The sequence below is a fragment of the Prochlorococcus marinus str. MIT 9515 genome (genome assembly GCF_000015665.1).
GTDB lineage: Bacteria > Cyanobacteriota > Cyanobacteriia > PCC-6307 > Cyanobiaceae > Prochlorococcus_A > Prochlorococcus_A marinus_P.
Genome location: NC_008817.1, coordinates 567,415 through 593,658, shown reverse-complemented (window position 1 = coordinate 593,658; position 26,244 = coordinate 567,415). Strand labels below are relative to the sequence as shown.

Genomic DNA, 26,244 nt, shown 5'->3' with positions numbered 1-26,244 from the left:
AATATTCAAAAAAATGGAAACTTCAATTTTTAATTATGGAGAATTGCCAGAATTTAAAAAATTTACATCAGATAGAATTAATAAAGAATTTCCAAGTGTAATAGATAAAATAAATCTTGAATTCAAGAATATAGAAAACTTTTTATCTAATTACTTGAACCAAAAGAATCTTGATTGGGACAAGGTGATCAATCCTCTAAATGAAGTCAATGAGATTCTTAGGTGGAGCTGGGGAGTTATAAGTCATCTAAATGGAGTAAAAAATTCCGAAAGTTTAAGAGAAATTTACTCAAAATTTTTACCTGAAATTATTAATTTAAGTAATAAGTTTGGACAAAGTAAAATTATTTATAAAGCATTAGTAAAGCTTAAAGAAACAAATAATTTTGATAAAGTCAAAAGTAGAATCCTTGATAAAGAAATCCTCGAAATGGAACATCGAGGAATTTCATTAAATATAGATGACCAAAAAGAATTCAATGTTATTTCTGAAAAGCTTGGAAAATTATCTACAAATTTCAGTAATAATGTCTTAGATGCAACTAATGCTTGGTTTTTAATATTAAATGATAAATCTCAAATAGAGGGACTGCCAGAAAGGGTTTTAGAATTAATGTCTATATCAGCTCATGAATATTTAAAAAAAGAAGGCGAAGCTGATCCAAAAAATGGGCCTTGGAAATTAAGTTTAGATATTCCCACCTATACCGCATTTATGACATATGCAAAAGATCGTAATCTAAGGGAAAATTTATATAAAGCGTTTGTGAGCAGAGCCTCTAACGGAAAAAATAATAACTGTCAAATTATTGAAGAGATCCTATCTCTTAGGACTAAACAGGCTAATCTTCTTGGTTATGAAAGTTGGGCAGAACTAAGTCTCTCAACAAAAATGGCTAATAAAATAAAAAATGTCGAGAAACTTTTAGAGGAATTGAGAAAACCTGCTTTTAAAACAGCCAAAAATGAATTAGAAAAACTCAATAAGTTTTCAAAAGAAAATGGATTTCCACCTTTCGAAGCTCTTGAAGCTTGGGACATTAGTTATTGGTCTGAAATCCTTAGAAAGGAGGAGCTTAATTTAGATCAAGAATCACTTAGACCATGGTTCCCTCTTAATGATGTTTTAAAAGGTCTATTTAATCTTAGTGAAAACCTATTCGAAATCAAAGTAGTTGAAGCGACTAATGAAGCGCCGGTATGGAATGATGACGTTTTGTATTTTAATATTCTAAATAAGGATGATAATAAAATAGCTTCCTTTTATCTTGACCCCTACTCACGACCCGAGTCAAAGCGAGGAGGTGCATGGATGGATGAATGTCTTAACAAAAATAATCATGGTAGAAATATTTTGCCTGTTGCCTATTTAGTTTGTAATCAAACTCCACCATCCAAAGACAAGCCCAGTTTGATGAGTTTTGATGAAGTTCAAACTCTTTTCCATGAATTTGGTCATGGACTTCAACATATGCTTACCACCGTAAATCTTCCACAAGCAGCTGGTATTAATAATGTTGAATGGGATGCTGTTGAACTTCCTAGTCAATTTATGGAAAACTGGTGTTTTCACAAAAAAACCTTGTTAAATATTGCAAAGCATTATGAAACAGGGGAAAGACTATCTGATGAGAATTTTGAAAAATTAGTAAAAAACAGAACTTTTAATTGTGGGATGGCTACTCTAAGACAATTACATTTTGCAATAACAGATCTAAGAATACATAGCAATATCAAAAGCAATAAGGATAAAAATTCAGAAGAGATCAGAAAAGAAATTGCACGAGATACAACAGTAATCAACCCGATACAAGAAGATAAATTCCTTTGCTGCTTTAGTCACATATTTGCAGGAGGTTATTCAGCTGGATATTATTCTTACAAATGGGCAGAAGTTTTAAGTGCCGATGCTTTTTCTATGTTTGAAGAGGCAGATTTAGAAAATAATCAAAATATAAAGAAAATTGGCAAAAAGTTTAAAGACACAGTTTTAAGTCTTGGAGGAAGTTTCTCTCCACTAGAAGTATTTAAATTATTTAGAGGGAGAGAACCAAAAACAGATTCTTTGATAAGACACTTAGGTCTATCATCTGTTACCCAAGAAGCCTGTCAATAATTTGTGCGACCGCATCTTTATTCCTCACTAAATTTCTATGTTTATAAATTTTTAGTGATATTTTGTCACCGTAATTTAAATTTGCTCTCCATCCTGGGAAAACCATAAGGTCCCAATAAGTAAAAAAACTTATACAATGAATCCCCTTAAGAAGATAATCAGATTTTGACAATTCTCTTAATAAATAGCTATTTATTTTCATTTCAGATATTCCTTTAAATGGATATTTAGGAATTAATTGTGATGCCAATGTTCCTTTGTGAGGTGAACCCACCGTTATAAATCTTCTAGTTCTTTTATAACCATTCATTTTTTTTATCCAATACCTACCAATTATTCCTCCCATTGAGAATCCCAAAATATCAAGTTTTTTTTCATAACCATATTTCTCTAAAATTAAATCATTTAATAAACTAGTTAATTCAACAATAGATGTCATTCCATATTCATGCTTCAAAGTTGGTGCAAAATATTCAATTCCAATCTCATCAAGTTTCGAAGTAATCGAAGAAAAGATATCTGCTGTATTCCAAAGACCATGAATTAATATTATGGGATCTCTTTTTGACAAAACTTTTAATTATTTTCTAAAACTCTTACAATTGAGACCTCTCCATCAAAACCAATTATTGGAGGCTTACATTTCGTTAGTATTATTTTAATTCGGCTAAGTTCAAACTCTTCATCAATAATTTTTAAAATTTCATTTGAATATTTCTCAATAGTAAAGCAACATATTTTCTTGGATTGATATTTTACTATTTCAACTAATTTTGAATAATCAACTGTACTTTTAATATCATCATTTTGAGTACACTTTTCAAAATCAGCCCATAGAAGTACATCTAAACTAAAAAGTTGCCCTAATTCTCTTTCTTCTTCTAGGACACCAACTCTTGACCAAAGTTTAATATTCTTAATTTTTAAATATGTTCCCATTCTTATAATATTTAAAGATCTTTATGGGTATATATTGATTTTCCAGATGAAAAATCATCAACACTATGGCCTTCACCTCTTAAAAAATACTTATACGTTACCAACCCCTCCAGTCCTACTGGACCTCTTGGGGGTAATGTCTGAGTAGATATCCCAACTTCAGCTCCAAAGCCATATCTAAAACCATCTGCGAACCTTGTTGAGCAATTATGAAAAACCCCTGCACTATCTATCTCACTCATGAATTTATTAGCGTTACTTATATTTTCAGTGATTATTCCATCTGTATGTTTTGAACTGAATTTTTGTATATGAGCAATTCCTTCTTCTAAATCATCAACAATTTTTATAGAGAGAATAAGATCTAAATATTCAGTTTGCCAGTCCTCGTAATTAGCTTCAAAAGCGACGCCCAATTTAACAGCTTTTTTATCTCCAATCAACTTAACATTATTAGAATTAAAAATTGGGATAGCTTTTTTCAGAAAGGCAGGGGCAATACTTTTATGTATTAAAAGAGTCTCAATAGCATTACAGGCAGCTGGATATTGAATCTTACTATCTAAAGCCACTTTTAAAGCAATATCAAGATTTACTTCATCGTCTATGTATAAATGACAAATCCCATCAGCATGGCCAAGAACAGGGATTCCTGTATTTTCCTGTATAAATTTAACGAGTTCATTACTTCCTCTTGGAATAATTAAATTTATAAATTTTTCTAAGTTCAGCATCGCCATACTATCTTTTCTACTTGTTAAAAGACAGATAGCGTTATCATCGATATTTGATTTCTGCAAACCCTTCTTAAGTGCACTAACAATTGCTTGATTAGTAAAATTGGCTTCACTCCCCCCTTTAAGCATTACTCCATTCCCAGCTCTAATTGCCAAAGAACTTATTTGCATTACTGCATCAGGTCTTGATTCGAAAATCACTCCTAGCACTCCAATAGGAACTGTTTTTCTCTCTAGAATGAGTCCTTTGGAAAGTTCCTTTTTTATTTGGATTTGACCTAGTGGATCTGACAAGTCACCAACTTTTCTTATCCCTTCTATTCCTAAATTTAGTTTTTCTTTTGATAGCTTTAATCTAGAAAGTAAGGCCTTTGAAATTCCTTTTATTTCTGCTTTTTTATAATCTTCAAAATTAGAGTCAATTATTTCTTTTGAGTTTTTTTCTAGAGAGTCAGCCATTAAATTCAAAGCTCTAATTCTCTCATTATTATTTGTTTGACTAGTTTTAATTGAAGCTAAGCGAAGTTGCTCAGCTTTATCTAAAAGATTATTATCTGGGCTGGGAACTTCAAATATATCAGTCATAATTTGATTTTATTTAAATTTAATAATAAGTCAAAATAAGCATTCTTAAAACTTTTATTTTAGGAATTAATATCTAAAAAATAACTGTAGTTGACTTTTCCACTTTCCATCAGAATCGATAGTTCCTAACAATTCTAAGTTTGGATTAGCTTGCAAAGTAAGTATTCCAAGAGGCGGTAAATCATCCCTGTCGGGTGTTGCTTGAACGGCAAAGTTCACTCTATCTGTAATATCAAGTCCTATTTCAGCAATCCAAGCTTGAGAAGAAAATCCTACATTAGAAGATGAATCTTCGGTATCATTGACTTCAAATTTTTCATTTGAAAAAACATTATTTATTGATTCATTATTCTCTATTAAAGCAGGATATAAAGATAGTTGAAATCGATCACTAAATCCATCTGAACTATTTATTTGAGAAATAAATGCTCTATTTATTAAATTTGCAGAGTTTCCTCCTATCAAACCAATAATTTGAGATCTGTTATAGCTAGGTGTACTTCTTAGTTGTATTTTTTTATTTTCATCTTCAAAAGATAATTGATCGAGAAATCCTTCATATGAAGCCTCAATTTTTATAAGTCTTGTATTACCTATTCCAACTACCCCAAAACCACTTGAACCAACATTCGAATCTAAACCACTTGAACTATTTAGATCTTGATTATTTTCACTAATTGGGATTATTAAATCTGGAACTTTACTAGTTAGTGAAAAGTTGATAAAAGGAACAATGCCACTTCTTGAGGCAAATAAAATATAATTTTCTTTATTTTTATCCAATTTGAAAGGGGTTGTATATAGATTTGCTATACCTTTACTTAAGGTAATAAGTCCTCTAGCGTTTAAATCTTTACCAACATTTCCATTGAAATTCAAATCTAACTTAGTGTCTAAATAAGCTTTAATTATTTCTGAGTATTGAATTCTAAAATCCGGACCAAGTTTTAATTTAAGGTTCTTAAAACTTAAATTCTCAAGATAATTCGGGACATTTTCTCCCAAAAGGAAAGAATTTAATATCGTTTCATTTGAAATTATTTCAATTCTTTCATCTTTTCCCCAATATAGTTCGGGCCAATTCTTTTCATCATTTATTTCTTTAACATTATTTTTCTTGATATTTTTTTTATTAGGGTTATTTAAATTAACGAATCCATTGTTTAGTGCTAATTTTCCGCCAAATACGGGCTTTTTGAATGATCCTCCTATATTAATTTTAGAATCAATTAGAAAATTCATATTACTAGATTTAATATTAAATTTATTTGATATCAAACTAATATCTTTATCATTAGTGCTACTTTTTTTATAAAAAGGTAGTGAGCCATTTACGAAAATATTACCAGAATCATCATCTGAAGCCTTTAGGTTTTTAATTTCTATATGATCAAAATCGAAAATAATAGTACTATTTATATTTTTAATAATATTGCTATAAATATCAATTTCAGAATCCTTTATAAAAACAAAACCATTCGCAATAGGTTTATTAAGGGTTCCTTTAATTATCATTCTTAGATTTACATCACCTTTCTTAAAGGTGAAATAATCATCCGCAAAGATATCAATTAATTCAATAAACTTACCATTACCATTTAATCTCAAGTCTAATTTTTCCTCTCTATTAATAGGTATATAACCAGAAATATTTATTGGAGTACTAGAGTTATTTAATAATAAAGATAAATCTAAATTAAAAATAGAGTCCCTATATTGGATGTCCCCAATATCCAGAATGATAGGGTTATTAAAAATTGAAGTATTATTTGAAGAAATATTAGTTGCAAAAGATTTTTTATCTAGGTCATAAAGTAAATTAATATCGAAACTCCCTTCAAAATCTCTAGGCTTGTCTAGAAAAATATTTATAGTTTTTAAAGGCAATTTATTAATATTTAGAAAACCTTTTCCTGTAAAAATCCCTCCTTCTAAATCTAGTGAAAAATTTTCTCTAGAACTTTCTTTAATATCATTTTTTAAATCAAGATATCCGTTTAATTTAGTTTTCAATTTGAAATCAGATGAGTTATTACTTTCTATAGTTACATTTGCATCGTATCTACTTTCAAATTTACTTAAATATCTTTTTAAATTTAATTTATCATCTGAAAAAGCTTTATCATTTATAAAATTATTTATCAAAAGGATCTTATCCTTAAATGAGCTATTAGTATTATTTATTTCTATATCATCTAAGGCTCTAGAATTACTATTTGGAAGAATTTTTTTATTATCAAGATTTAAAATATCCACAGCTGTTAGTAATGTCCAACTAGTACTAATATTATTAAAAATTATATTAAAATTATTATCTTTATTAGAATCATATTCAAGATCAATCATACCTCCATCAATTGGATACAATGAGGAATTTATATAAAAAGATTTATCATTAAAAGTAAAATAAAATAATGAATTTTCAAATTTTATATTCTTATATTTGCCGAGACTCCAAGCCAAACGACCGTCATAATAGGTTTGATCCTTAGATATAAAACCCGAACCATTTACAATCCCACTAACTCGATCGAATTCATTATTATTAGTAGCCAATTCAATCTCATCTAGAGGGAAATTATTCGCATTCCAACGATACTTATCAACATCTTTAGTTAGATTTAAAGTACCTTTATTGGAATTAAATATTCTACTAAAGGTTATATTTTCTAACTTAATCTTTGAATCAAAATTAAAGGTAAGAAAAGAAGGCACGGGTGAATATCTATTATTCATATTTACGACATATTGATTATCTTGATTTTTGATCTCTCCTTCCCATATTTCTCTTATTCTTATACCTTTATAATGTGGATAATCAACATTGAAATTGATTTGAATATCCGGGTTATTTATCTTACCCTTAAATTCCCCTTTTGCAGTAATAAAACCTCTGATCCTATTTTTACGGAAAATATTTAAATTTGATAATTGAGTTCTATTAAGAATAAAATTAGAATTAATATCTCCAAAGTTTATACCACTTTTATCAAACCAATACGGAACATCTCCTGATAATTGTATTTCAGGATTCAAACTATCTAAATATCCAACATTACCTTTTAAATTTATAATATTAATATCTTGATTTAAAGGAAAATTTAGATTGAAATTTGATATTAAAGTACCGTAATTAAGATTTTTTGTATCAGCGATAATATTATTACCTTGGCATAAAAGCCCAATAAAATCACTATTAATATCCTCTACAAGATTATTAGTTTTCAACCTTAAATTATTCAAAGAAAGCTTACCTTTGCAAAATGTTTGTTTAGGAGATTTATAATACTTAAGGTTAGATTTAATTTTCCCGCTTCTTATAGCAAATTTACTATCTCCGAAACCATATTCAGATCCTTTCAAATTTATCCCACGAGATAATATCTCAAGATTAAAAAAACCTTTATTTAATTTAGTATTTAGTTTTAAATTTAAATTACCCTTACCTTTGGCATAAGTATTAATATTTCCAAAAAAATGTTTTGATTTTGATTTGTATATTAATTTTCCTTTTACTTTGGTTTCTATTCCAATATCCTTTAGTTTAAAATTTATAGATTCTTTTATATTAAAATTTAAATCGTAATTTAATTTATTTTTAATAAATTTTTTTTCTTTTTTATCAAGTTCTTCTCTTTTGAAAAAATCTTGATTTATGTCAATTTTGCTTTTTTTTGGCGTTACATTAAAAATCCATCTTTGGTTTAATAAAGATCTAATTGGCATAATGCTTATATATATATTCTTCGCTACGATTTCAGAATTTGAATGATTATTATCAATAATTTTGAAATTATTTAAAGAAATCCCAAAATATCTGATGCCAGCATAATCGCCCAAGTCCACATCTTTATCTAAAAATCTTCCTATCCTGTCCTCTAGTCTTATTCTTCTATTCTCATATAAATCTTTAACAAATCTATTTAATAACAAATTCCCTACAAAGCTAATTGACAAAATAGCCACTAAGAAAAAAGATTTTTTATTAAAATTTAGAGATCTAATTCTTTTCAAGTTAGAATCCTAAATAGAGTAGTCTTACAAAATATAAGAAATTAATGAGGTCAAAGCCAGTAAATGTCTTTTTATGAACTATTAGAGAATACACCTAAGATATTTGGATTCTTTGGAATATTTCTTTTTCTTGGTACTTTGATTTCATTTATTTTTAATTTTGGCTTTAAATTCAGAATTACAGGAGCAACTATCTTTTCATTATTACTTTCCTTAAGCAGTTGGGCTTTTATACAAAGCTATACAGAAAATATAAAAATAGAAGGAGCTAAATATGTTCCAATTGTTTATGATAACGGATTTGATTTAATTGTTACCAAAGCTGATAATGAATTTCCAGAAGAAGCCATTGAGCCCACATTAAAACAATTATCTGCAAACCTTAAAAAGGGTAGTAGATCCGGCTCAACCGTTAAAATTAAACTTAGGAAACTTGAGAAGATCTCAAATGATGTTAGTAAGCCAGTAATTATTGGGGAGATAGAAAAAATCTTTACGATGAATTAGTTATTAAATGATTGAAGAGAAATTTTTAGAAGTTTTACCTGATAACTTCAGACATGAAAAATCTTTTTTAATTAAAAAGAAACTAAATGATTTTAAAAAATTAAGTCAGCTTAGTGATTCAGAATTGAATATTATTCAAAATTCATACTCATTATGTACTCTAAATAATTTAAGAAAAATAAGAGCTATTGCTAATTTCAAAAGTGAGCTTTCAATAAATCCATATGAATCTTACTTACTACTACACTGCGGGGTAGGTTCTATCAAATCACTTTCAATTTTGAACCCATATGATCTTAAGGAGAGAATTGGAAGATTGGAGAGAAGTCTTAGAACTCAAACTCAAACAAATATAACTCTATCTACTTTAAAAGATTGGATAAAAAGAGCTAATCAAATCTGTAAATCCATTTAAAATTTTGATTAAAAAAATTTTTTAATGTAGAATTTGGCAAAGATCATAAATAAATGAATAACTTTCTTTTATTAGTATTTTTATCTCTATCCTATATAAATCCAATTTTAAGCCAATCAAATCTTTTGGAGAGCGTCAAAAAAAATCCTAGTGATGCAATTAAGATGTGTAATAAATTTAAAGAATTAAATTCAAAAGGTATCTCAGCCAGTTCAGATAAAGCTATAGAGTTTGTTGCAAAAAAAAATAACCTAAACCCAATTAATGCTGAGATTCTCTCTATTTATGTAATTGGACTTCATTGCCCTCAGGTTATTTAAATAATTAAATGCGGGAAGTAAATTGGGTTGATAAGTCATTAAGACTAAATGATGGGATAGAACTAGCTTCAAGAATTTGGACCCCTAAAGGAAACGGTTCTTGGCCCGCCTTATTAATGAGACAACCATATGGAAGAGAAATAGCTTCAACAATTACTTATTCTCATCCTGAATGGTGGGCTTCAAAAGGTTACATGGTCGTAATTCAAGATGTAAGAGGTCAGGGTTCATCTAGTGGAATATTTAAAGGATTTTCTCAAGAACCTAAAGACACCTCAGAAACACATCAATGGGTAAGATCTTTAAAAGAATGCAATGGAAAACTTGGCTTATATGGCTTTTCATATCAAGGATTGACTCAACTTACAGGAACCAAAGATTCAAAGCCTCCCGATTGCTTATCCCCCGCAATGACGGGAATAGATTTAAAAAATCACTGGAGTTCGGATGGTGGGGCTTTTTGGTGGAATAATAATATTGCGTGGGGATTACAAATAGCTGCCTTAAAGATGAAAAGAGAAAATAATTCTTTAGGATGGGAAGAAATAATTTCAGCGCTGGAAAATAAAAGTTATTTAAGAAAAGGATTAGCTCTTTTAAAAAAATACGATCCTAATAACTTTGTACTTGAATGGCATAAAAATATAAATCATGATAATGATTTTCTTGAGATAAAGTTAATTTCATCATGGTTAAAAAAACCAATGTTAATTATTGGTGGTCTTTGGGATCCTCATCTAAGAGGTGCATTTGACCTCTATCAAAAGTCAAAAGCTGCAGGAGGAAATCCTGACATAATAATTGGTGATGCTACACACTTGAATTGGTGGGAGGGATCACAAAAAACTTTATTAAACTTTTTTGATACCCACCTCAAAAGTGATAAAGAAGTTAAAGAAAAAAATTTTTCTAAACATAAAAAAATTTGGAATCTTTCATTAAAAAAATGGGAACCAATTGAAGAGGGAAAGGTTCAAAAATATAAGTTTGGCCTTGAAAGTAATGGGACCGCAAATACTGAAGTCACTGATGGTAGTCTTCTGCTAAATTCAAAGGGTTCAGGCTGGTTTTCAATTGTTAATGATCCATGGAGGCCGTCTCAAGGAGAGGGAGGACATTTAGGTCCAACCCCTGGGATGTTTGATAGATATATTTTTGATACAAGATTAGATGTTGGGGTTTTTCAAACCAATTCTCTGCAGAAAGATCTTCAGATTTCAGGAATTCCAACCCTCGAAACCTCAGTAAAATGTGATCAGAAAAGCTTTGATATATGTCTTGCCTTGTCTATGGTTAATGAAAAAGAAAAAACTGTCAATCAATTTTCAACTGGATTTTTAAGAGTTAAAAACTCAAAGAAAAATGAAAAATGTGAGTGCAAAATTGAAATGCATCCAACAAATATTCTACTTCTTAAGGGTTCAAAACTTAGGTTGTCAATATCAGCTGCGGCATACCCAGCAATTGGCATAAATTCAGGATCTAGCGACAATAATAATGGAGCTCCCACAATTAATCACAAAATTATAACTTTAAGTTTTGAACTCAGTAAAACATTTATGAAAATGAATCCATTTTTCAATTGATTTTTTTTTTGTTGATAATTTGATAAACTTATCTCTTAACTGCTACCAGTCATGAAAGAAACTATTCAAACAGACTGGATTAAATCAGAAGCTTTCAACCTCGAAAATTGTTGCAATGATAATCCATTAAATATTTTAGGTCCCCATTTCTTCAAAGGGAAGTGGGTTACAAGAGTATGGATGCCAGAGGCAGATGAAGTAAATATTACTTTTAAGGATAAAACCTATAAAACAACTACTCCCAATCATAAATGGATGTTTGAGGCAATTCTTCATGAAGACCCAAAAAATAATTATCAAATAAATGTATTGAGAGGAGGAGTTTCTCATTCACAACAAGACCCATGGGCTTTTAAGGATGAATGGATGGGGGAGGTCGATAGGCACCTTTTTGCAGAGGGTAATCACCATCATATTTGGAAGAAAATGGGTGCCCATATCAGTGAAGATATAAATCAAAAAGGTGTAATGTTCTGTATTTGGGCACCAAATGCAAAATCAATCTCAATAATCGGAGATATAAATTCTTGGGACGGTAGACATCATCCTATGCAAAAAAGGCTGGGTGGAGTTTGGGAATTATTTATGCCAATATTGAAGGAAGGAGATGTTTATAAATATGAAATAAGAACTCAACAAGGGCATATTTATGAAAAAGCAGACCCATATGGTTTTCTTCATGAAGTAAGGCCCCAAAATGGCTCAATAATATCTAAACTCAACAACTTCAATTGGGAAGATAGTTCTTGGATCACTAGTAGAGATTCATCAAGTCAAATTAACAAACCTATTTCAGTTTATGAGATGCATCTTGGAAGTTGGATGCATGATTCAACCGATAATAAGTATATTGAAAAAAATGGCAACCCAAGACATCCAGTACCCGCAGCAGATTTAAAGCCTGGGACAAGGTTTTTAACTTATCCTGAATTAACCGAAAAGCTTATCCCATATGTGAAAGAAAGAGGATTTACTCATATCGAATTAATGCCTATTTCAGAACATCCTTTTGATGGTTCATGGGGATATCAAGTTACAGGTTGGTATGCCCCAACAAGTAGATATGGAACTCCAAATGAATTTAAAGAGTTTATAAATAAATGCCATGCAGAGGGCATAGGTGTCATTCTAGACTGGGTTCCTGGCCATTTCCCAAAAGATAAACATGGTTTAGCTTTCTTTGATGGTTGTCATCTTTATGAGCATGGTGATCCTCGTATTGGAGAACATAAAGAATGGGGAACTTTAATTTTTAACTACAGTAGAAATGAAGTAAGGAATTTTTTAGTAGCAAATCTTATTTATTGGTTTGAAGAATTTCATATTGATGGAATAAGAGTAGATGCTGTAGCTTCAATGTTATACAGAGATTATTTACGTCCAGAAGGAGAATGGATTCCAAATGAAAATGGTGGAAATGAAAATTTAGAAGCTGTTAAATTTCTTCAGCAAGCAAATCATGTCCTTTTTCAACATTTCCCGGGAGCACTATCTATTGCTGAAGAATCCACTACTTGGCCAATGGTTACAGAGCCAACAAATGTAGGAGGTTTAGGTTTCAATTTAAAGTGGAATATGGGGTGGATGCACGATATGCTCGATTATTTTGAAATAGACCCTTGGTTTAGACAATTTCATCAAAATAGCGTGACCTTTTCGATAACTTATAACTATACCGAAAATTTTATGCTTGCTCTTAGCCATGATGAGGTTGTTCATGGGAAAAGTCACCTTCTACATAAAATGCCAGGAGATGATTGGAAAAAATTTGCGAATACAAGAGCTTTATTAACTTATATGTGGACACATCCTGGTAAAAAGACAATTTTTATGGGAATGGAATTTGGACAAAGGCAAGAATGGAATGTTTGGGATGATCTTCAATGGGAACTTCTAGAATATGAACCCCACAAAGGTATTAGAAACCTTATTGATGACTTAAATAAACTTTATAAAAATGAGCCATCTTTATGGAAAAATGACTTTGATCCTTATGGATTTCAATGGATAGATTGCGATGACACCTCTAATTCAGTTATTAGTTTTATGAGAAGGGAAAATGAAAGTAATGAATGGCTTGTGGTTATAGCAAACTTTACCCCTAATTTTCACGAATCATATAAGATAGGTGTTCCATTAGAAGGATACTATAAGGAGATTTTTAATTCAGATGGATCTAAATATGGAGGAAGTAACAAAGGGAATATGGGAGGTAAGGACACCCTAAAATATAATATTCACAATTATGAAAATGCTCTTGAAATTGCTCTCCCACCACTAAGTGTAAGTATCTTTAAGCATCAGCTAAAGAAATAAAAAAGCTTTTTAATTAGTTAATTTCATTTAATTCTTCACATCAACGATTTTAATCTGCTCCACGTTGTAAACTTTTTAAGTTAAAGATTTTTTATTTTTTCTTTTAAAAACATATTGAACTCTAAAAATGGGTGAGAATTTACCACTTTTACTATCTGCTGCTTTAGGCAAGAAAGTTAATAGGCCTCCAGTATGGATGATGAGACAAGCAGGTAGGTATATGAAGATTTATAGAGATTTAAGAGAGCGCTATCCAAGTTTTAGGGAAAGATCTGAGAACCCAGAACTCTCTTATCAAATTTCAATGCAACCTTTTAAGGCTTTCAAGCCGGATGGAGTGATTCTTTTTTCAGATATTCTTACCCCTCTGCCTGGAATGGGTATCAATTTTGAAATAATAGAAAGTAAGGGGCCAATCATAGAGAATCCCATAAAAAATATTCATCAGATAGAAAATTTGAAAGAATTAGTTCCGAGCGAAAGTTTAAGTTTTGTTGGAGAAGTCCTATCCTCATTAAAAAAAGATGTAAATAATGAAGCTACTGTTCTTGGATTCGTTGGAGCACCTTGGACTCTTGCTGCGTATGTAGTTGAAGGCAAAAGCAGTAAAAATTATTCTTTAATAAAGTCAATGGCTTTCAAAGAGCCTGATTTGCTACACAAGCTTCTTGATCATTTTGCAAAATCCATAGGTGAGTATTTAAAATATCAAATCAAATCTGGTGCTCAGGTTGTACAAATTTTTGACTCTTGGGCAGGACAATTAAGTCCTCAAGACTACGATATTTTTGCTGGTCCTTATCAAAAAAAAGTGGTTGATATAGTTAAGGAAAAATACCCAGAAACTCCTATTATTTTATATATATCAGGAAGTGCTGGGCTATTAGAAAGAATGGCAAGAACTGGGGTAGACATAATTTCATTAGACTGGACTGTAGATATCGAGGAAGCATGCAAGAGAATTCCTGAAGGTATTGGTATTCAGGGTAATGTTGATCCAGGTCTATTATTCGGAAATAAAGAATCCATAAAAGAGAGGATAGATATTACTTTTAACAAATCAAAAGGAAGAAAGTATATTCTTAATTTAGGCCATGGAATTTTACCAGGTACACCTGAAGAAAATGCTCAAACATTTTTTGAACACGGGAAAAAACTTACTTATTAATTAATATTTTGGCAACTAAAAACTTATTAATAACAGGCTCTAACGGATGTGTTGGTCAATATTTAATTGATTGGTTTTTAAAAAATACTCGATTTAGGCTTTATCTCATGGTTAGAAATAAAAATAAATTATCACTATCCATCCAGAAAAACAAAAGAATTAAATTGCTCATATGTGATATTCGAGAATGCAATAAATTCAGTAAAGAAATTAGTCAAATAAATTTTCTTATACACACTGCCACAGCTTGGGGTGATCCGAAAAGAGCCTATGAAGTAAATATAAAAGCGTTTGAAGAGTTATTGGGAATGCTTGAAAAAAATAAATTAGAAAAAATAATTTATTTTTCAACAGCGAGCATACTTAATCAAGAAACTGAATTAATGAGAGAATCCTTAACTTATGGAACAGAATACATTCAAACAAAATATGAGTGTTTTCAAAGACTTAGAGAGAGCTCTTTTGCAGAAAAAACATTTGCAGTTTTCCCTACTCTAGTTTTTGGTGGAACTCTTAATAAAAGAAGTAAGTATCCAACAAGCTATCTAACCAGCGGTTTGTTAGAAATAAATAAATGGCTCTGGTTAGCAAGATTTCTAAAACTTAACTCAAAATTTCACTTTATACATGCCAATGACATTGCACAAATTTGTGGCTTTCTAATAAAAAATCATAAAGAAGATGCCTATAAAGGTTTCAAGAAATTTGTATTAGGTCAAAACTATATTTCAATTGATGATGCGATTAATATCCTTTTAAAAAGGAATCGAATGAATAGATATTTTTCTATAACTCTAACAAAAAAAATAATGAAAATATTATTAAGAATACTTCCTATTCAAGCAACTCCATGGGATAGCTTCAGTATTAAAAAATATGACTTCAATCATCATCCAGTGACTAATCCAGAGACATTTAAGCTAAAAAGTCATGCTAAATCACTGAATGATATTTTAAGGTTAGCTAAATTACCAAGCTGTAATATCAATTAAACTTCTCGCGATTTAGTTACCAAACCCTTGTAATATAGTTATATAGTTAATTTAAATTATGCTACGTTCATTTTTTACAGGCTTATTCGCAATAGTTCTAACTCTAGGCCTTGGTATCTCTTCAGTTTCAGCTAAAACAGTTGAAGTCAAACTTGGAACTGATGCTGGAATGCTTGCTTTCGAGCCAAGTTCTGTAACTATAAGTCCAGGTGATACTGTTAAATTCATCAATAATAAATTAGCCCCTCATAACGCTGTTTTTGATGGCCATGAGGAACTAAGTCATGCTGATCTAGCCTTCGCTCCAGGAGAATCTTGGGAAGAAACCTTTGATACAGCAGGAACTTATGACTACTACTGTGAGCCTCATATAGGAGCTGGTATGGTAGGAAAAGTAATTGTTGAATAAAAACCTCTTATTGTTTTTTAAATATTCATCATCCATGTGAATGTTTCGAAATAATTAAAGTATTTAATCCTCGCTTTAATGAAAATAGTCCCAACTGAATTTTCAAATTCTGCCTGGGACTATTTTATTTTGTCGAAAAAAATAGCAGCTAATAATTTTCAGCAAACTGTAGATTCAGAAAATTTATTACTTACAATAATAAAAGAAGACAGTCTTGCAAAAGAAATACTTAAGAAAAACGAAGTAGATATTGAAAAGATAGAAAAAGATTTAATTTCTTTATTAAATTCAAAAGCAAAGATGAAGAACAAGCAAAAAATATTGTACATAGGAGAAAGCCTCAATAACATTTTTTTAAAATCAAATGATTTAAGAGTTTCCTTAAACGATGTAGTGATATCAACAGAACACTTGCTTTACGGTTTGTCTTATGATGAAGTGTGCGGAAAGTTAATTTTAAATAAGAAAAAAATTCCAGACTTTTTAGAAACCATAATTGAAATGAAATCCAATCCGAAAATTCAAAATAATTTTGAAAGTCCTAATGAATCTTTAGACAAATTCGGTATTGATTTAACTAAATCAGCTTCAGAGGGTAACTTAGACCCAGTTATTGGAAGGGATGAAGAAATCAGAAGAACTATACAAATACTAAGCAGAAGAACAAAAAACAATCCTGTTCTAATAGGAGAGCCCGGGGTAGGCAAAACAGCAATAGTTGAAGGGTTAGCTCAAAGAATAGTTAATGGAGATGTCCCATCTTCCTTACATAATAGGCGTTTAATCTCATTAGATATGGGTTCATTAATAGCCGGAGCTAAGTACAGAGGAGAATTTGAAGAGAGAATTAAAAATGTTTTAAAAAAAGTTAAAAGTTCTGCAGGTAAAATTATTCTTTTTATTGATGAAATACATACAGTTGTTGGAGCAGGTGCGAGCGGAGGTTCTTTAGATGCAAGTAACCTTTTAAAGCCTATGCTCGCGAGAGGGGAATTAAGATGTATTGGTGCTACTACAATTAATGAACACAAACAAAATATAGAAAAAGATCCCGCTTTAGAAAGAAGATTTCAAAAAATTAAAATAAACGCGCCTTCAGTAGATGATACTGTTTCAATACTTAGAGGACTTAAAGAAAAATATGAAGTTCACCATAGTGTAAGAATTTCTGACAATGCTCTTGTTGCCGCTGCCAGCTTAAGCGAAAGATATATCAACGATAGATTTCTTCCAGACAAAGCAATAGATCTAATTGATGAAGCTGCCTCAAGATTAAATATGGTAATAACTTCAAAACCAGAAGAAATTGATGAGATTGATAGAAAAGTTTTACAACTAGAAATGGAGAATTTATCCCTAAAAAGAGAATCCGATAATTTTTCTTTAGAAAGGATAAAAAAAATTAATAATGAGCTTAAAGATCTCAAGTCTAAACAATCTGAATTAAATATTAAATGGAGAAAAGAGAAAGAAGAAATTGATGAGATTAGTAATTTAAAAGAAGAAATAGAATCTACACAATTAAAGATAGAACAAGCCAAAAGAAGCTTTGATCTTAATAAAGCAGCAGAATTAGAATTTGGAACCTTAATTTCATTACAAAAAAAATTAAAATCAAAAAATGAAATTTTGGTAGATTCTTTTAAAAATGGTGAAAATAATCTTTTAAGACAGGAAGTAACCTTTGATGATATTGCGGAGGTAGTTTCGAAATGGACCTCAATACCAGTTAATAATTTAAACCAATCTGAAAAAGACAAACTTTTAAAATTAGAATTAACTCTTAAGGAAAAAATTATTGGCCAAAGTAATGCTATTTTTGCTGTCGCAAATTCAATAAAAAGATCAAGGACAGGACTCAATGATCCGAATAGACCATTAGCAAGTTTTTTATTTTTAGGACCAACTGGAGTAGGTAAAACAGAACTTAGCAAAGTAACAGCTGAAACAATATTTGATTCAAGTGATTCGATTACAAGACTAGATATGTCTGAATACATGGAAAAGCATTCAGTTAGCAAAATCATTGGAGCTCCTCCTGGATATTTAGGTTTTGAATCCGGAGGTCAATTAACAGAAGCAGTTCGCAAAAATCCTTATTCATTGATTCTCTTAGATGAAATAGAGAAAGCTCATAAAGATATCTTAGATATTCTTTTGCAAGTGCTTGATGATGGGATTATTACTGATGGTCAAGGCAGAACTATTAGTTTTAAAAATTCAATTATTGTACTTACAAGTAATTTAGGCAGTCAATCAATAAATGATTTATCTATCAGAAATGAAGATAAAAATGAAATCAAAACTATTGTGGATCTTGAATTAAAGAAATTTTTTAAGCCAGAATTCTTAAATCGATTAGATGAAATTGTGATTTTCCAAAATTTGGAAATAAATGAATTAAAAGAAATTGCAAACATTCAACTTAAAAATTTAGAAAATAGACTTATTAAAAAAGATTTAAAATTAAAAATTTCAGATGAGGCGGTTGAGTACTTAGTCAAAAATAGTTTTGATAATAATTATGGAGCGAGACCATTAAAGAGGATTATTCAAAATCAAATCACGACAAACATTGCAAACAATATCCTTAATAACATTTATTTAAATAAAAAAGAGGTTGATATATTTATTAAGAATGGGAAATTGTTTGTAGAGTAATATTTACGAAAAAATCTTTTTACAGGTCTTAGAACCACTCTGGCAATTCTTCATAATTAGCAGAATTAGATTTATTTTCTTTTGATTCTGCTTTCCAGCAGCAAGTTCTTCCTTTATCTTTTTCCTTTAAGAATTCATTTGCCCATTGCCATACGATCTTAGAAGAGAACTCCATTCCCACATTATCCATAATCCTCAAATTTAAAGCTTCTAAATCATGTAACTTTTTCCAGTAATTTAATAAAGGATCATCTTTATTAACTAGAAATGTATGATCAAATTGTTCTTTTAGTTTTATTTCAAGAGGTTTTAATCCAGAAAAATCAACAACAAAACCATTCACATCTAATTCTTTTGCAACAAACCAAAAAGTAAATGATCTCGAATAGCCATGCACAAACCTACAGTGTCCTTCATGACGCCATTGCCTATGAGAACAGGGAAAATCCTCATAACTTTTAGAGCAAGAAAATTTCGAAGAATGAATATTCATTAATTAGCTGTTAAGATGATTTCTAGTCAAACAAAGAGTAAAGAGTTAACACATTTAATATAATGGCTTATTCAACTAATTTTTCGATAGAAGATCTTCACTTTGACAATAATGGATTAATCCCTGCAATAGCGCAAGATTGGTTAGACGGTTCAATTCTTATGTTTGCTTGGATGAATAAAGAATCTTTAAACAAAACACTTCAGACAAAAAATGTCCATTACTGGAGCCGATCAAGATCTGAAATTTGGAGAAAAGGCGCAACAAGCGGTAGTACCCAAATTCTTAAAGAAATTAGATTTGATTGTGATAATGATGCACTTCTTCTCTCTATAGAGCAAAATGGCTCCGGAGCATGCCATACAGGTGAAAAAAGTTGTTTTTTCAACAAAATAGATAATAATTTTATTAATAAAAAAGAAAAGAGAAAGAAGCCTTTGTCTAATGTTTGTTCAGAATTATTTAATACTCTTAATGAAAGATCAATTAATCCTTCTGAAAAAAGTTACACCAATCTTTTATTAACAAAAGGTAGTAATACTATCTTAAAAAAAATAGGAGAAGAAACTGCTGAATTTATAATGGCTTGCAAAGATAATGACAAAAATTCAATCTCAAATGAAGCTGCAGATATAATATATCATCTCCAAGTTGCTTTGCTGTATAAGGGGGTTGAGTGGAGAGATGTGCTAAATATTCTTGAATCAAGAAGAAAAAAAAGATAATCAAATATCTATATATGAAAACTATAAATTAAGAAATTTCATCAAATTAAGAAATAATAATTATTAATTAAATATTAATTAATTATTACATGTGTAGCTTATTAAGAAATTAACTATAAGTTGAATACATTAACTAAAGGTGTAAATCGTGAGTTCATTAAGCGATTTTCTTGGAGAAATAGGTCGTCATCAACTTTTGACACCCGAGAAGGAACTCACTATGGGAAGAAAAGTCCAAGAAATGGTTGTGTTAATTAACAGATGTCAAACTGCGGGAGGCAAAGGCTCTGCTTGTGAATATTCTGAAGTTGAAAAAAAGAAAATCAAAATTGGTGAAAAGGCTAAGAATGCGATGATTACAGCAAATCTTAGATTAGTGGTAAATCTTGCGAAAAGATATCAAGGGAAGGGTTTAGAGTTATTAGACTTAATTCAAGAGGGTACTCTTGGTCTTACAAGAGCTGTAGAAAAATACGATCCTTCAAGAGGTCATAGATTCTCCACTTATGCTTACTGGTGGATAAGGCAGGGATTGAATAGGGCTTTATCAACTCAAAGCAGAACCATAAGAATACCCGTAAATATAAATGAAAAACTAACAAAATTAAGAGCAGCAAAATCTAAGCTAATGCAACTTAAAGGTTTTCCTCCAACTAGCTTTGAGCTGGCAGAAGAGATGAAAATTACTAAAGAAGAAATTGATGAACTACTTTCTTGTGAGTTAAGAAGCATCACAGTTAGTCTTCAAGGCACTGTCAAGTCCAAGTCAGACCCATCTGAATTGGTTGATATTCTTCCAAGTGATCAAACCCCTCCAATGGAATTAGCAGAACTTGCAGAGAGAACAGCCTCTGCTTGGACACTATTAGATAAAGCCAACCTTACTGAAAAAGAAAGAAAAATAGTAAGTTTAAGATTTGGATTAGATGGCTCTAATGAATGGAAAACTTTAGCTGAAGTTGCAAGACATATGAGTTGTAGTAGAGAGTATTGTAGACAAGTTGTACAAAGAGCCTTGAGAAAGCTTAGAAAAGCCGGAATTCAGAATGGACTTGTAGATAGTGTTAGCTAAAAGCCTTTAATTTAATAATTTAAAACTATGAATGAGTCCAATACAAAAGAAAAGGAAAAAATATATGATGCAGAGGTTATTGAAAGTTCATCTTTGGATGAAAATATCATCATAAAAATCCTAATAAAGGCTGGGAGGACAATTGCAAAGCCTGCCTTAGAAGTTTTAGAAATGGCCCTTGATCCTTTTACTCCAACTCAAGTAAGAGTTTCCTTAATGGCTGCATTAGCTTATTTAATAATGCCTTTTGATCTATTCCCTGACTTTATGCCTTTAGTAGGTTTTAGCGATGACTTTGTTGCACTCACTGCAGTCTTAAGTATTTGGAGTAAGTATATGACTCCTTCAATAAGAATTAGAGCAGAAAGGAAACTTAATAAGTTATTCCCTTTCTTGAAATGAATAAACTATCCCCGCAAGAAGAGAAAGAACTTTTAGATTTTATTAAAGTTTGGTTAAAATCTCACGGATATACCCAAAAAGATCTAGCTAATGAATTGAATCTCAAATCAAGTCGAACCTCCGAAATCACTAAAAAAATTAAAGAATTTCACAAAAAAGGAGGGGTTTACCATATTGCAAAAAATCTTATAAAGATAGAACAAAATTGGCTAAACAATATTCCAACAGATTCTGAGAAAGAAAAGGAAAACCATTCATATAATCAATTAGATATCGACTCTTTAGTAAACCAAATAAAAAAAGACAGTCTTTAATAAGATTATCTAAATTATCTAACAAAATTTCAAGCTTAGTTATCTACATAAAAAGAATATTTTTAGAATCTTTTTTTATTAATAAATGTTTTTTATCATTTGGTTTCATACATTGAAAACTAATTTTTAACAATCAAAAATGTAATTGATGATTGTTTTATTAAATATAAAGGGGCTAATAGATAATCTTATTTTTTATTAACTACTTTAGATTAGAATGCCTGTATCCATGGATAAATATCAATTGAAATCCATATACCTTTTTGCCAATAAATATCTTTCTCTATTAATTCTCTTAATTCATTTTTATCATTAGCATTAAATATCCCAAATAAATATTTTGTACATTTAGTAGGTCCTAAAGTAACTAAAATATTTCTATCTTTTAAATTCCCAAGTCGCTTAAGATGTTGTTTGCGAAATGGTTCCCTTTTATTAATTGCATCCTCACAGTACTTACCAAAAACTATAAATTTTTCCATTATTAAAAGATAACTAATTTAATAAATACATAATTAATAATTGCACAAATTACACACTAATTGCTATGTTAATTAAGAATAACTTTGTATTAATTTATTATGCTCACTGGTAGCGATCTTCTAGCTAAAGTTAAAGAACTTGGTGATGTTAGCAAGTCAGATCTTGTTCGTGCCTGTGGATATGTTTCCACAAAAAAGAATGGAACAGAACGTCTAAATTTCACCGCCTTTTACGAAGCACTGCTTGAAGCAAAAGGTATTAACCTAGGTGATGCTGGAGTTGCAGGAATAGGAAAGGGTGGTAGAAAATTAAGTTACATAGCAACAGTCCAAGGTAATGGAAATCTTTTAATTGGGAAAGCATATACAGCACTCTTAGACTTGAAAGCAGGAGATGAGTTTGAAATTAAGCTGGGGAGAAAGCAAATAAGATTATTACCAGCTGACTAATTAAGATAAAGAATTGGTTTAACTATAAAAAAATAAATACTCCCCTATTACGCTAATGATTTTGAATCATATAAGTTTATAAAAAAAATTTTTTTCTTATTTACTATTATTGATCAGCTGCTTTACGCATTTCTTCGCAAAAGTTTCCTACTTCATTTACAACTTCTCTTTCATTACTATTAGAAATTCTTTTAACAAATGCGCTTCCAATAATTACTCCATCTGCCCCCCATTTACTGACTCTATTAACATGTTCAGGAGCGGATATTCCAAAACCAACTGCTACTGGATTAATGCTTATTTCTTTTAATTTAGTAATAAGACTTTCTACTCTATTTCCCATTTTGCTTCTTTCTCCTGTTACTCCTGTTACGCTTACAAGATAAGTAAACCCTTTTGTTTTGTTAGATATCATTTTCATTCTTTCAAAGGGTGTAGTAGGGGCAACTAATAATATTAAATCAATAAAATAAGAACTAATAATTTCCGAAAATTTAGAGGCTTCTTCTAAGGGAAGATCAGGAATTATCAATCCTGCAACACCTGCTTTGGATGCTAAATCACAAAAATTCTCAAGTCCAAAATTTAAGATAGGATTAAAATAAGTAAAAAGTATAACTGGAATACGTAACTTATCTTTAAGCGACTCTAATAACTGAATAACCTTTATGGAAGTAGTTCCTGATTTTAAAGCCCTAGATGCTGAAAATTGTATAATCGGTCCATCTGCAAGAGGGTCACTATAAGGGATTCCCAATTCAATAAGATCTGCACCCTTTTCTTGCAACTTTAATAAAATCTCTGATGTTTTTTCAATATTTGGATCACCAGCCATTATAAAAGGCATCAAGGCTAATTTTTTACTTTTCTTTAATTCCAAAAACTTCTCATTTATTTTTGATAAAGTTTCATTTTTAGTAAATTGAGGTTTCTTGTTTTCTTTCATGAATTTTTGATTTTTTTTATTTGATTATTGTTAAGTGTTTTATAGATTTTTTTCTAAATCTTCCATTAGTTTCTCCTGCTCTTCTTTTGGTAATGAGTTGAATTTATTTTCAAGTTTATCATTCACAATTTTTTCATATTCTTTTCTGTAACGCTTTCTTTGTTCCATAAAAGTCATTTTTCCGTTTACAACTCTTAAAATGTAAGATGTTACCCATGTTATTACAATCAAAATCAAGATAAAGTTTGAGATAGTACTTGAGGTAAGATTATCTATCCCAAATTGGGGTAATAATTTAAAAATTAATATACCTAACAAAGAGATCAATAAACCTATTTGTACAACCTTACCTTTAGTCAATTATTCACCCTTCGTTATTTCCTCTTAATCTAAGATTTAAAAATGGAGAGAATAAAATCAAGCCTGGGAAGAAAAGAAAAACTAATCCATAAACTCCTAATCTCTCTAATTTACCCATAACGTTCCATCTATTATTCATCCAGTAAAAAAGTATTAAAGGGATAACAAATAAATAAATAGAAATAATACCCACGTAAGCAACAAAAGTAATAACTGAATTATTAAGAATGCTTTCCATTTGAATTTCTGGTTTCCTAGTAAAAGATAACAATTATAAAAAGTTATCGTAAAAACTTAATATATAGTTAAAGAATGGGAGTGGGGGGACTTGAACCCCCACGAGCTAAAGCGCTCGACGGATTTTAAGTCCGGCGCGTCTACCAATTCCGCCACACTCCCAAAAGGAATTTGCACAATTTAATCGTAGCCGAAAGTCTCTCAATTAAACAAGAAAAATGCGAATATTTACACTTTTAGGGAAGCAATAGACGCTTTTGACCTATATGGGAATAGCTTATTTAGAATTATGCCAATATTTAATAGAAAAAATAAGATAGCTTATAAATTACTATAATAAGCTTTAATTAAAAAATAGATGTCAAGCATTATCAGAGCAAAAAAAGGTTCTTGGTTTTTAGGCGTTTGCAAAGGTCTAGAAAAATCTAATAGAGGAAATGTTTTTTTCTGGCGATTAGTTTTTTTCATCTCTGCATGTTTCACCTTTGGCATTCCAATTTTGATATATCTTGGATTGGCTGTTATTTTTCCTATTGAAAAAGCAGAATAGATATTTTGTCTTGTGATTCAAAGTTAAAAACTCTCTTTATAAATAGAAACCTTTAAAAACATGAGAAATTTCTATAGTTAAGGTCGCTAAATTATGTCTTGGAATTCAACTTAATGTGGATAGTGGATAGGTTATAAATTGATAAAGGGGATGAGTTTCACCTCAATCCGCAAATTTCTTTTTAGCTAATGTATTAAATTATAGATTTCATTTTAAGCCTTGCCCATCTTCAATTTCGGCACACTTCTAAAAGTAACTTGAGCTTTTGAACTTGGTAGATATTAATACATTTAACCAATAAGAATTTGGGAATTTTAACTTTTCTTGAGTGGTTAGATTAGATTTAATTCACAATCCCTTCAACTTGCCAGTTTAGTATTTCACCTGCATGAAATGGTTTTATTTGCCCAACAACCTTATTATTATCAATTACTTCAATAAATTTTGGGATTTCATTTGATTTAGATACTAATCTTATTTTTTCTTTATTTACAGGCAAATTATAAAAATTAGGACCATTCAAGCTTGCAAATTTTTCGAATTGATCCAGTGAATCCTCCTCATCAAAAACTTGGATGTAGCTTTCTATTGCAACTGGTGAATTAAAAATACCTGCACAACCGCAAAAAGCTTTCCACTGTCTCAAATGGGGGGCAGAATCTGTGCCTAAGAAAAAACATTTTTTTCCACTAGTAGCAGCTTTCCTTAAAGCAATTCTATTATTTTCCCTTTTAGCGACTGGTAGACAGTAAAAGTCACTATTTAATCCTCCAAAGAACATTGCATTCCTATTTATATGTAAATGATGTGGTGTAATAGTAGCGCCTAAATTATTCTCTTGGACAAAAGAAACAGCATAAGAGGTGGTTATGTGTTCTAAAACAATCTTTAACTTTGGAAATCTTTGTATTAGAGGTAAAAGTTCTTTATCTATAAAAACCACTTCCCTATCAAAAATATCAACTTTAGGATCAGTCACTTCTCCATGGATTAAAAGAGGCATTCCAAGTTCTTCCATAACTTCAAAAATTTCATAAAGATTTTCTATTTTTTTTACGCCCTGACTGGAGTTTGTTGTCGCATTAGCAGGATATAATTTAGCTGCGAAGAAAACATCATTTTTAAATCCTTCTATTAATTCATCTTTTATTGTTTCATCCGTAAGATATATCGTCATTAATGGCTCAAACTTTGAATTTTCAGGTAATCCTTCAGAAATAGATTTTTTATAAGATATACATTTATTTATAGATGTTATTGGGTTTTTGGTATTTGGCATCACAATAGCTCTGCCAAAAAACTCGGAGCTAAACTTAATTATATTTTTTAAAACAATTCCCTCTCTTAAATGTAAATGCCAATCATCAGGCTTTAATATAGTTAAATCTTTCAAAATTTTAATTATTTAATCTATTTTAACAGCAAATAAATTTTGACAATAGTTTTAA

The 26,244-nt window shown here is 30.2% G+C and carries 26 protein-coding genes and 1 tRNA gene; 16 read left to right on the top strand and 11 right to left on the bottom strand.

The window, feature by feature from the left end:
• Positions 1-13: 13 nt before the first annotated feature.
• Complete coding sequence (locus P9515_RS03270) at positions 14-2,116, top strand: M3 family metallopeptidase (protein WP_011819972.1); 2,103 nt, start codon at positions 14-16, stop codon at positions 2,114-2,116.
• Here P9515_RS03270 and P9515_RS03265 read toward each other — a convergent pair.
• The 4 genes from P9515_RS03265 to P9515_RS03250 all read right to left on the bottom strand — a co-directional run bounded on the left by P9515_RS03265 (position 2,094) and on the right by P9515_RS03250 (position 8,391).
• Complete coding sequence (locus P9515_RS03265) at positions 2,094-2,687, bottom strand: esterase/lipase family protein (protein ID WP_011819971.1); 594 nt, start codon at positions 2,685-2,687, stop codon at positions 2,094-2,096. The two genes, P9515_RS03270 and P9515_RS03265, sit on opposite strands and share 23 nt — an antisense overlap.
• Positions 2,688-2,692: 5 nt before the next feature.
• Entirely contained in the window at positions 2,693-3,055 is a 363-nt protein-coding gene (locus tag P9515_RS03260) for a dihydroneopterin aldolase (protein WP_011819970.1), read from the bottom strand.
• 11 nt (positions 3,056-3,066) lie between these two features.
• Positions 3,067-4,377, bottom strand: coding sequence for a glutamate-5-semialdehyde dehydrogenase (locus tag P9515_RS03255; protein ID WP_011819969.1), 1,311 nt, complete (start codon positions 4,375-4,377; stop codon positions 3,067-3,069).
• Between the two features lie 66 nt (positions 4,378-4,443).
• Positions 4,444-8,391, bottom strand: a complete 3,948-nt coding sequence (locus tag P9515_RS03250; protein ID WP_011819968.1) for a translocation/assembly module TamB domain-containing protein — start codon at positions 8,389-8,391, stop codon at positions 4,444-4,446.
• A 63-nt stretch (positions 8,392-8,454) separates the two neighbouring features.
• On the opposite strand from P9515_RS03250, the gene P9515_RS03245 reads away from it, so the two are divergent.
• The 9 genes from P9515_RS03245 (at position 8,455) to P9515_RS03205 (ending at position 18,765) form a co-directional block, all read left to right on the top strand.
• Complete coding sequence (locus tag P9515_RS03245) at positions 8,455-8,898, top strand: DUF2518 family protein (RefSeq protein ID WP_011819967.1); 444 nt, start codon at positions 8,455-8,457, stop codon at positions 8,896-8,898.
• Positions 8,899-8,905: 7 nt separating this feature from the next.
• Complete coding sequence (locus tag P9515_RS03240; RefSeq protein WP_011819966.1) at positions 8,906-9,313, top strand: DUF4332 domain-containing protein; 408 nt, start codon at positions 8,906-8,908, stop codon at positions 9,311-9,313.
• 53 nt (positions 9,314-9,366) lie between these two features.
• A complete protein-coding gene (locus P9515_RS03235; RefSeq protein WP_011819965.1) occupies positions 9,367-9,633 on the top strand; it encodes a hypothetical protein in 267 nt (88 codons plus the stop codon).
• Positions 9,634-9,641: 8 nt separating this feature from the next.
• The gene (locus P9515_RS03230) at positions 9,642-11,219 is read left to right on the top strand and encodes a CocE/NonD family hydrolase (RefSeq protein ID WP_011819964.1); all 1,578 of its coding nucleotides are present in this window, start codon (positions 9,642-9,644) and stop codon (positions 11,217-11,219) included.
• Positions 11,220-11,270: 51 nt separating this feature from the next.
• The gene (gene glgB, locus P9515_RS03225) at positions 11,271-13,535 is read left to right on the top strand and encodes a 1,4-alpha-glucan branching protein GlgB (protein ID WP_011819963.1); all 2,265 of its coding nucleotides are present in this window, start codon (positions 11,271-11,273) and stop codon (positions 13,533-13,535) included.
• A gap of 127 nt (positions 13,536-13,662) precedes the next feature.
• The gene (gene hemE, locus P9515_RS03220; protein WP_011819962.1) at positions 13,663-14,703 is read left to right on the top strand and encodes a uroporphyrinogen decarboxylase; all 1,041 of its coding nucleotides are present in this window, start codon (positions 13,663-13,665) and stop codon (positions 14,701-14,703) included.
• An 8-nt stretch (positions 14,704-14,711) separates the two neighbouring features.
• Positions 14,712-15,695 (top strand): NAD-dependent epimerase/dehydratase family protein, encoded by a 984-nt coding sequence (locus P9515_RS03215; RefSeq protein ID WP_041710568.1) that lies wholly within the window; start codon positions 14,712-14,714, stop codon positions 15,693-15,695.
• Positions 15,696-15,753: 58 nt separating this feature from the next.
• Positions 15,754-16,104, top strand: coding sequence for a plastocyanin (gene petE / locus P9515_RS03210; protein WP_011819960.1), 351 nt, complete (start codon positions 15,754-15,756; stop codon positions 16,102-16,104).
• A 78-nt stretch (positions 16,105-16,182) separates the two neighbouring features.
• Entirely contained in the window at positions 16,183-18,765 is a 2,583-nt protein-coding gene (locus P9515_RS03205) for an ATP-dependent Clp protease ATP-binding subunit (protein ID WP_041710567.1), read from the top strand.
• A gap of 28 nt (positions 18,766-18,793) precedes the next feature.
• Here P9515_RS03205 and P9515_RS03200 read toward each other — a convergent pair whose 3' ends face one another.
• Positions 18,794-19,258 (bottom strand): 6-carboxytetrahydropterin synthase, encoded by a 465-nt coding sequence (locus P9515_RS03200; protein WP_011819958.1) that lies wholly within the window; start codon positions 19,256-19,258, stop codon positions 18,794-18,796.
• 62 nt (positions 19,259-19,320) lie between these two features.
• Between P9515_RS03200 and hisIE the strand changes: the two genes are divergently transcribed.
• The 4 genes from hisIE (at position 19,321) to P9515_RS03180 (ending at position 21,771) form a co-directional block, all read left to right on the top strand.
• Entirely contained in the window at positions 19,321-19,983 is a 663-nt protein-coding gene (gene hisIE, locus P9515_RS03195) for a bifunctional phosphoribosyl-AMP cyclohydrolase/phosphoribosyl-ATP diphosphatase HisIE (RefSeq protein WP_011819957.1), read from the top strand.
• A gap of 148 nt (positions 19,984-20,131) precedes the next feature.
• The gene (locus P9515_RS03190; RefSeq protein WP_011819956.1) at positions 20,132-21,055 is read left to right on the top strand and encodes a sigma-70 family RNA polymerase sigma factor; all 924 of its coding nucleotides are present in this window, start codon (positions 20,132-20,134) and stop codon (positions 21,053-21,055) included.
• A gap of 27 nt (positions 21,056-21,082) precedes the next feature.
• Positions 21,083-21,457 carry a YkvA family protein gene (locus P9515_RS03185; RefSeq protein WP_011819955.1) on the top strand — a complete coding sequence of 125 codons (375 nt, stop codon included), beginning with the start codon at positions 21,083-21,085 and terminating at the stop codon, positions 21,455-21,457.
• A complete protein-coding gene (locus tag P9515_RS03180) occupies positions 21,454-21,771 on the top strand; it encodes a LexA family transcriptional regulator (RefSeq protein WP_011819954.1) in 318 nt (105 codons plus the stop codon). The genes P9515_RS03185 and P9515_RS03180 overlap by 4 nt, the downstream gene beginning before the upstream one ends.
• Positions 21,772-21,983: 212 nt before the next feature.
• On the opposite strand, the gene P9515_RS03175 is transcribed toward P9515_RS03180, so the two are convergent.
• On the bottom strand, positions 21,984-22,253 hold the full coding sequence (locus tag P9515_RS03175) for a YciI family protein (RefSeq protein WP_011819953.1): 270 nt from the start codon (positions 22,251-22,253) through the stop codon (positions 21,984-21,986).
• 99 nt (positions 22,254-22,352) lie between these two features.
• Between P9515_RS03175 and P9515_RS03170 the strand changes: the two genes are divergently transcribed.
• Positions 22,353-22,703, top strand: coding sequence for an AbrB family transcriptional regulator (locus tag P9515_RS03170; RefSeq protein WP_011819952.1), 351 nt, complete (start codon positions 22,353-22,355; stop codon positions 22,701-22,703).
• 106 nt (positions 22,704-22,809) lie between these two features.
• Here the strand turns inward: P9515_RS03170 and trpA are convergent, their stop codons facing one another.
• The 4 genes from trpA to P9515_RS03150 form a co-directional block, all read right to left on the bottom strand.
• Entirely contained in the window at positions 22,810-23,649 is an 840-nt protein-coding gene (gene trpA, locus P9515_RS03165) for a tryptophan synthase subunit alpha (RefSeq protein WP_011819951.1), read from the bottom strand.
• Between the two features lie 39 nt (positions 23,650-23,688).
• Positions 23,689-24,009: a DUF3007 family protein gene (locus P9515_RS03160; protein ID WP_011819950.1), complete on the bottom strand. Its 321-nt coding sequence runs from the start codon at positions 24,007-24,009 to the stop codon at positions 23,689-23,691.
• Between the two features lie 4 nt (positions 24,010-24,013).
• On the bottom strand, positions 24,014-24,247 hold the full coding sequence (locus tag P9515_RS03155; protein ID WP_011819949.1) for an NAD(P)H-quinone oxidoreductase subunit L: 234 nt from the start codon (positions 24,245-24,247) through the stop codon (positions 24,014-24,016).
• Between the two features lie 75 nt (positions 24,248-24,322).
• Positions 24,323-24,408: transfer RNA gene (locus tag P9515_RS03150), tRNA-Leu, on the bottom strand.
• A 196-nt stretch (positions 24,409-24,604) separates the two neighbouring features.
• Here P9515_RS03150 and P9515_RS03145 point away from each other — a divergent pair.
• Positions 24,605-24,796 (top strand): PspC domain-containing protein, encoded by a 192-nt coding sequence (locus P9515_RS03145; RefSeq protein WP_011819948.1) that lies wholly within the window; start codon positions 24,605-24,607, stop codon positions 24,794-24,796.
• Positions 24,797-25,139: 343 nt separating this feature from the next.
• Here the strand turns inward: P9515_RS03145 and pyrC are convergent, their stop codons facing one another.
• Positions 25,140-26,189 (bottom strand): dihydroorotase, encoded by a 1,050-nt coding sequence (gene pyrC, locus P9515_RS03140; protein ID WP_011819947.1) that lies wholly within the window; start codon positions 26,187-26,189, stop codon positions 25,140-25,142.
• Between the last annotated feature and the right edge of the window lie 55 nt (positions 26,190-26,244).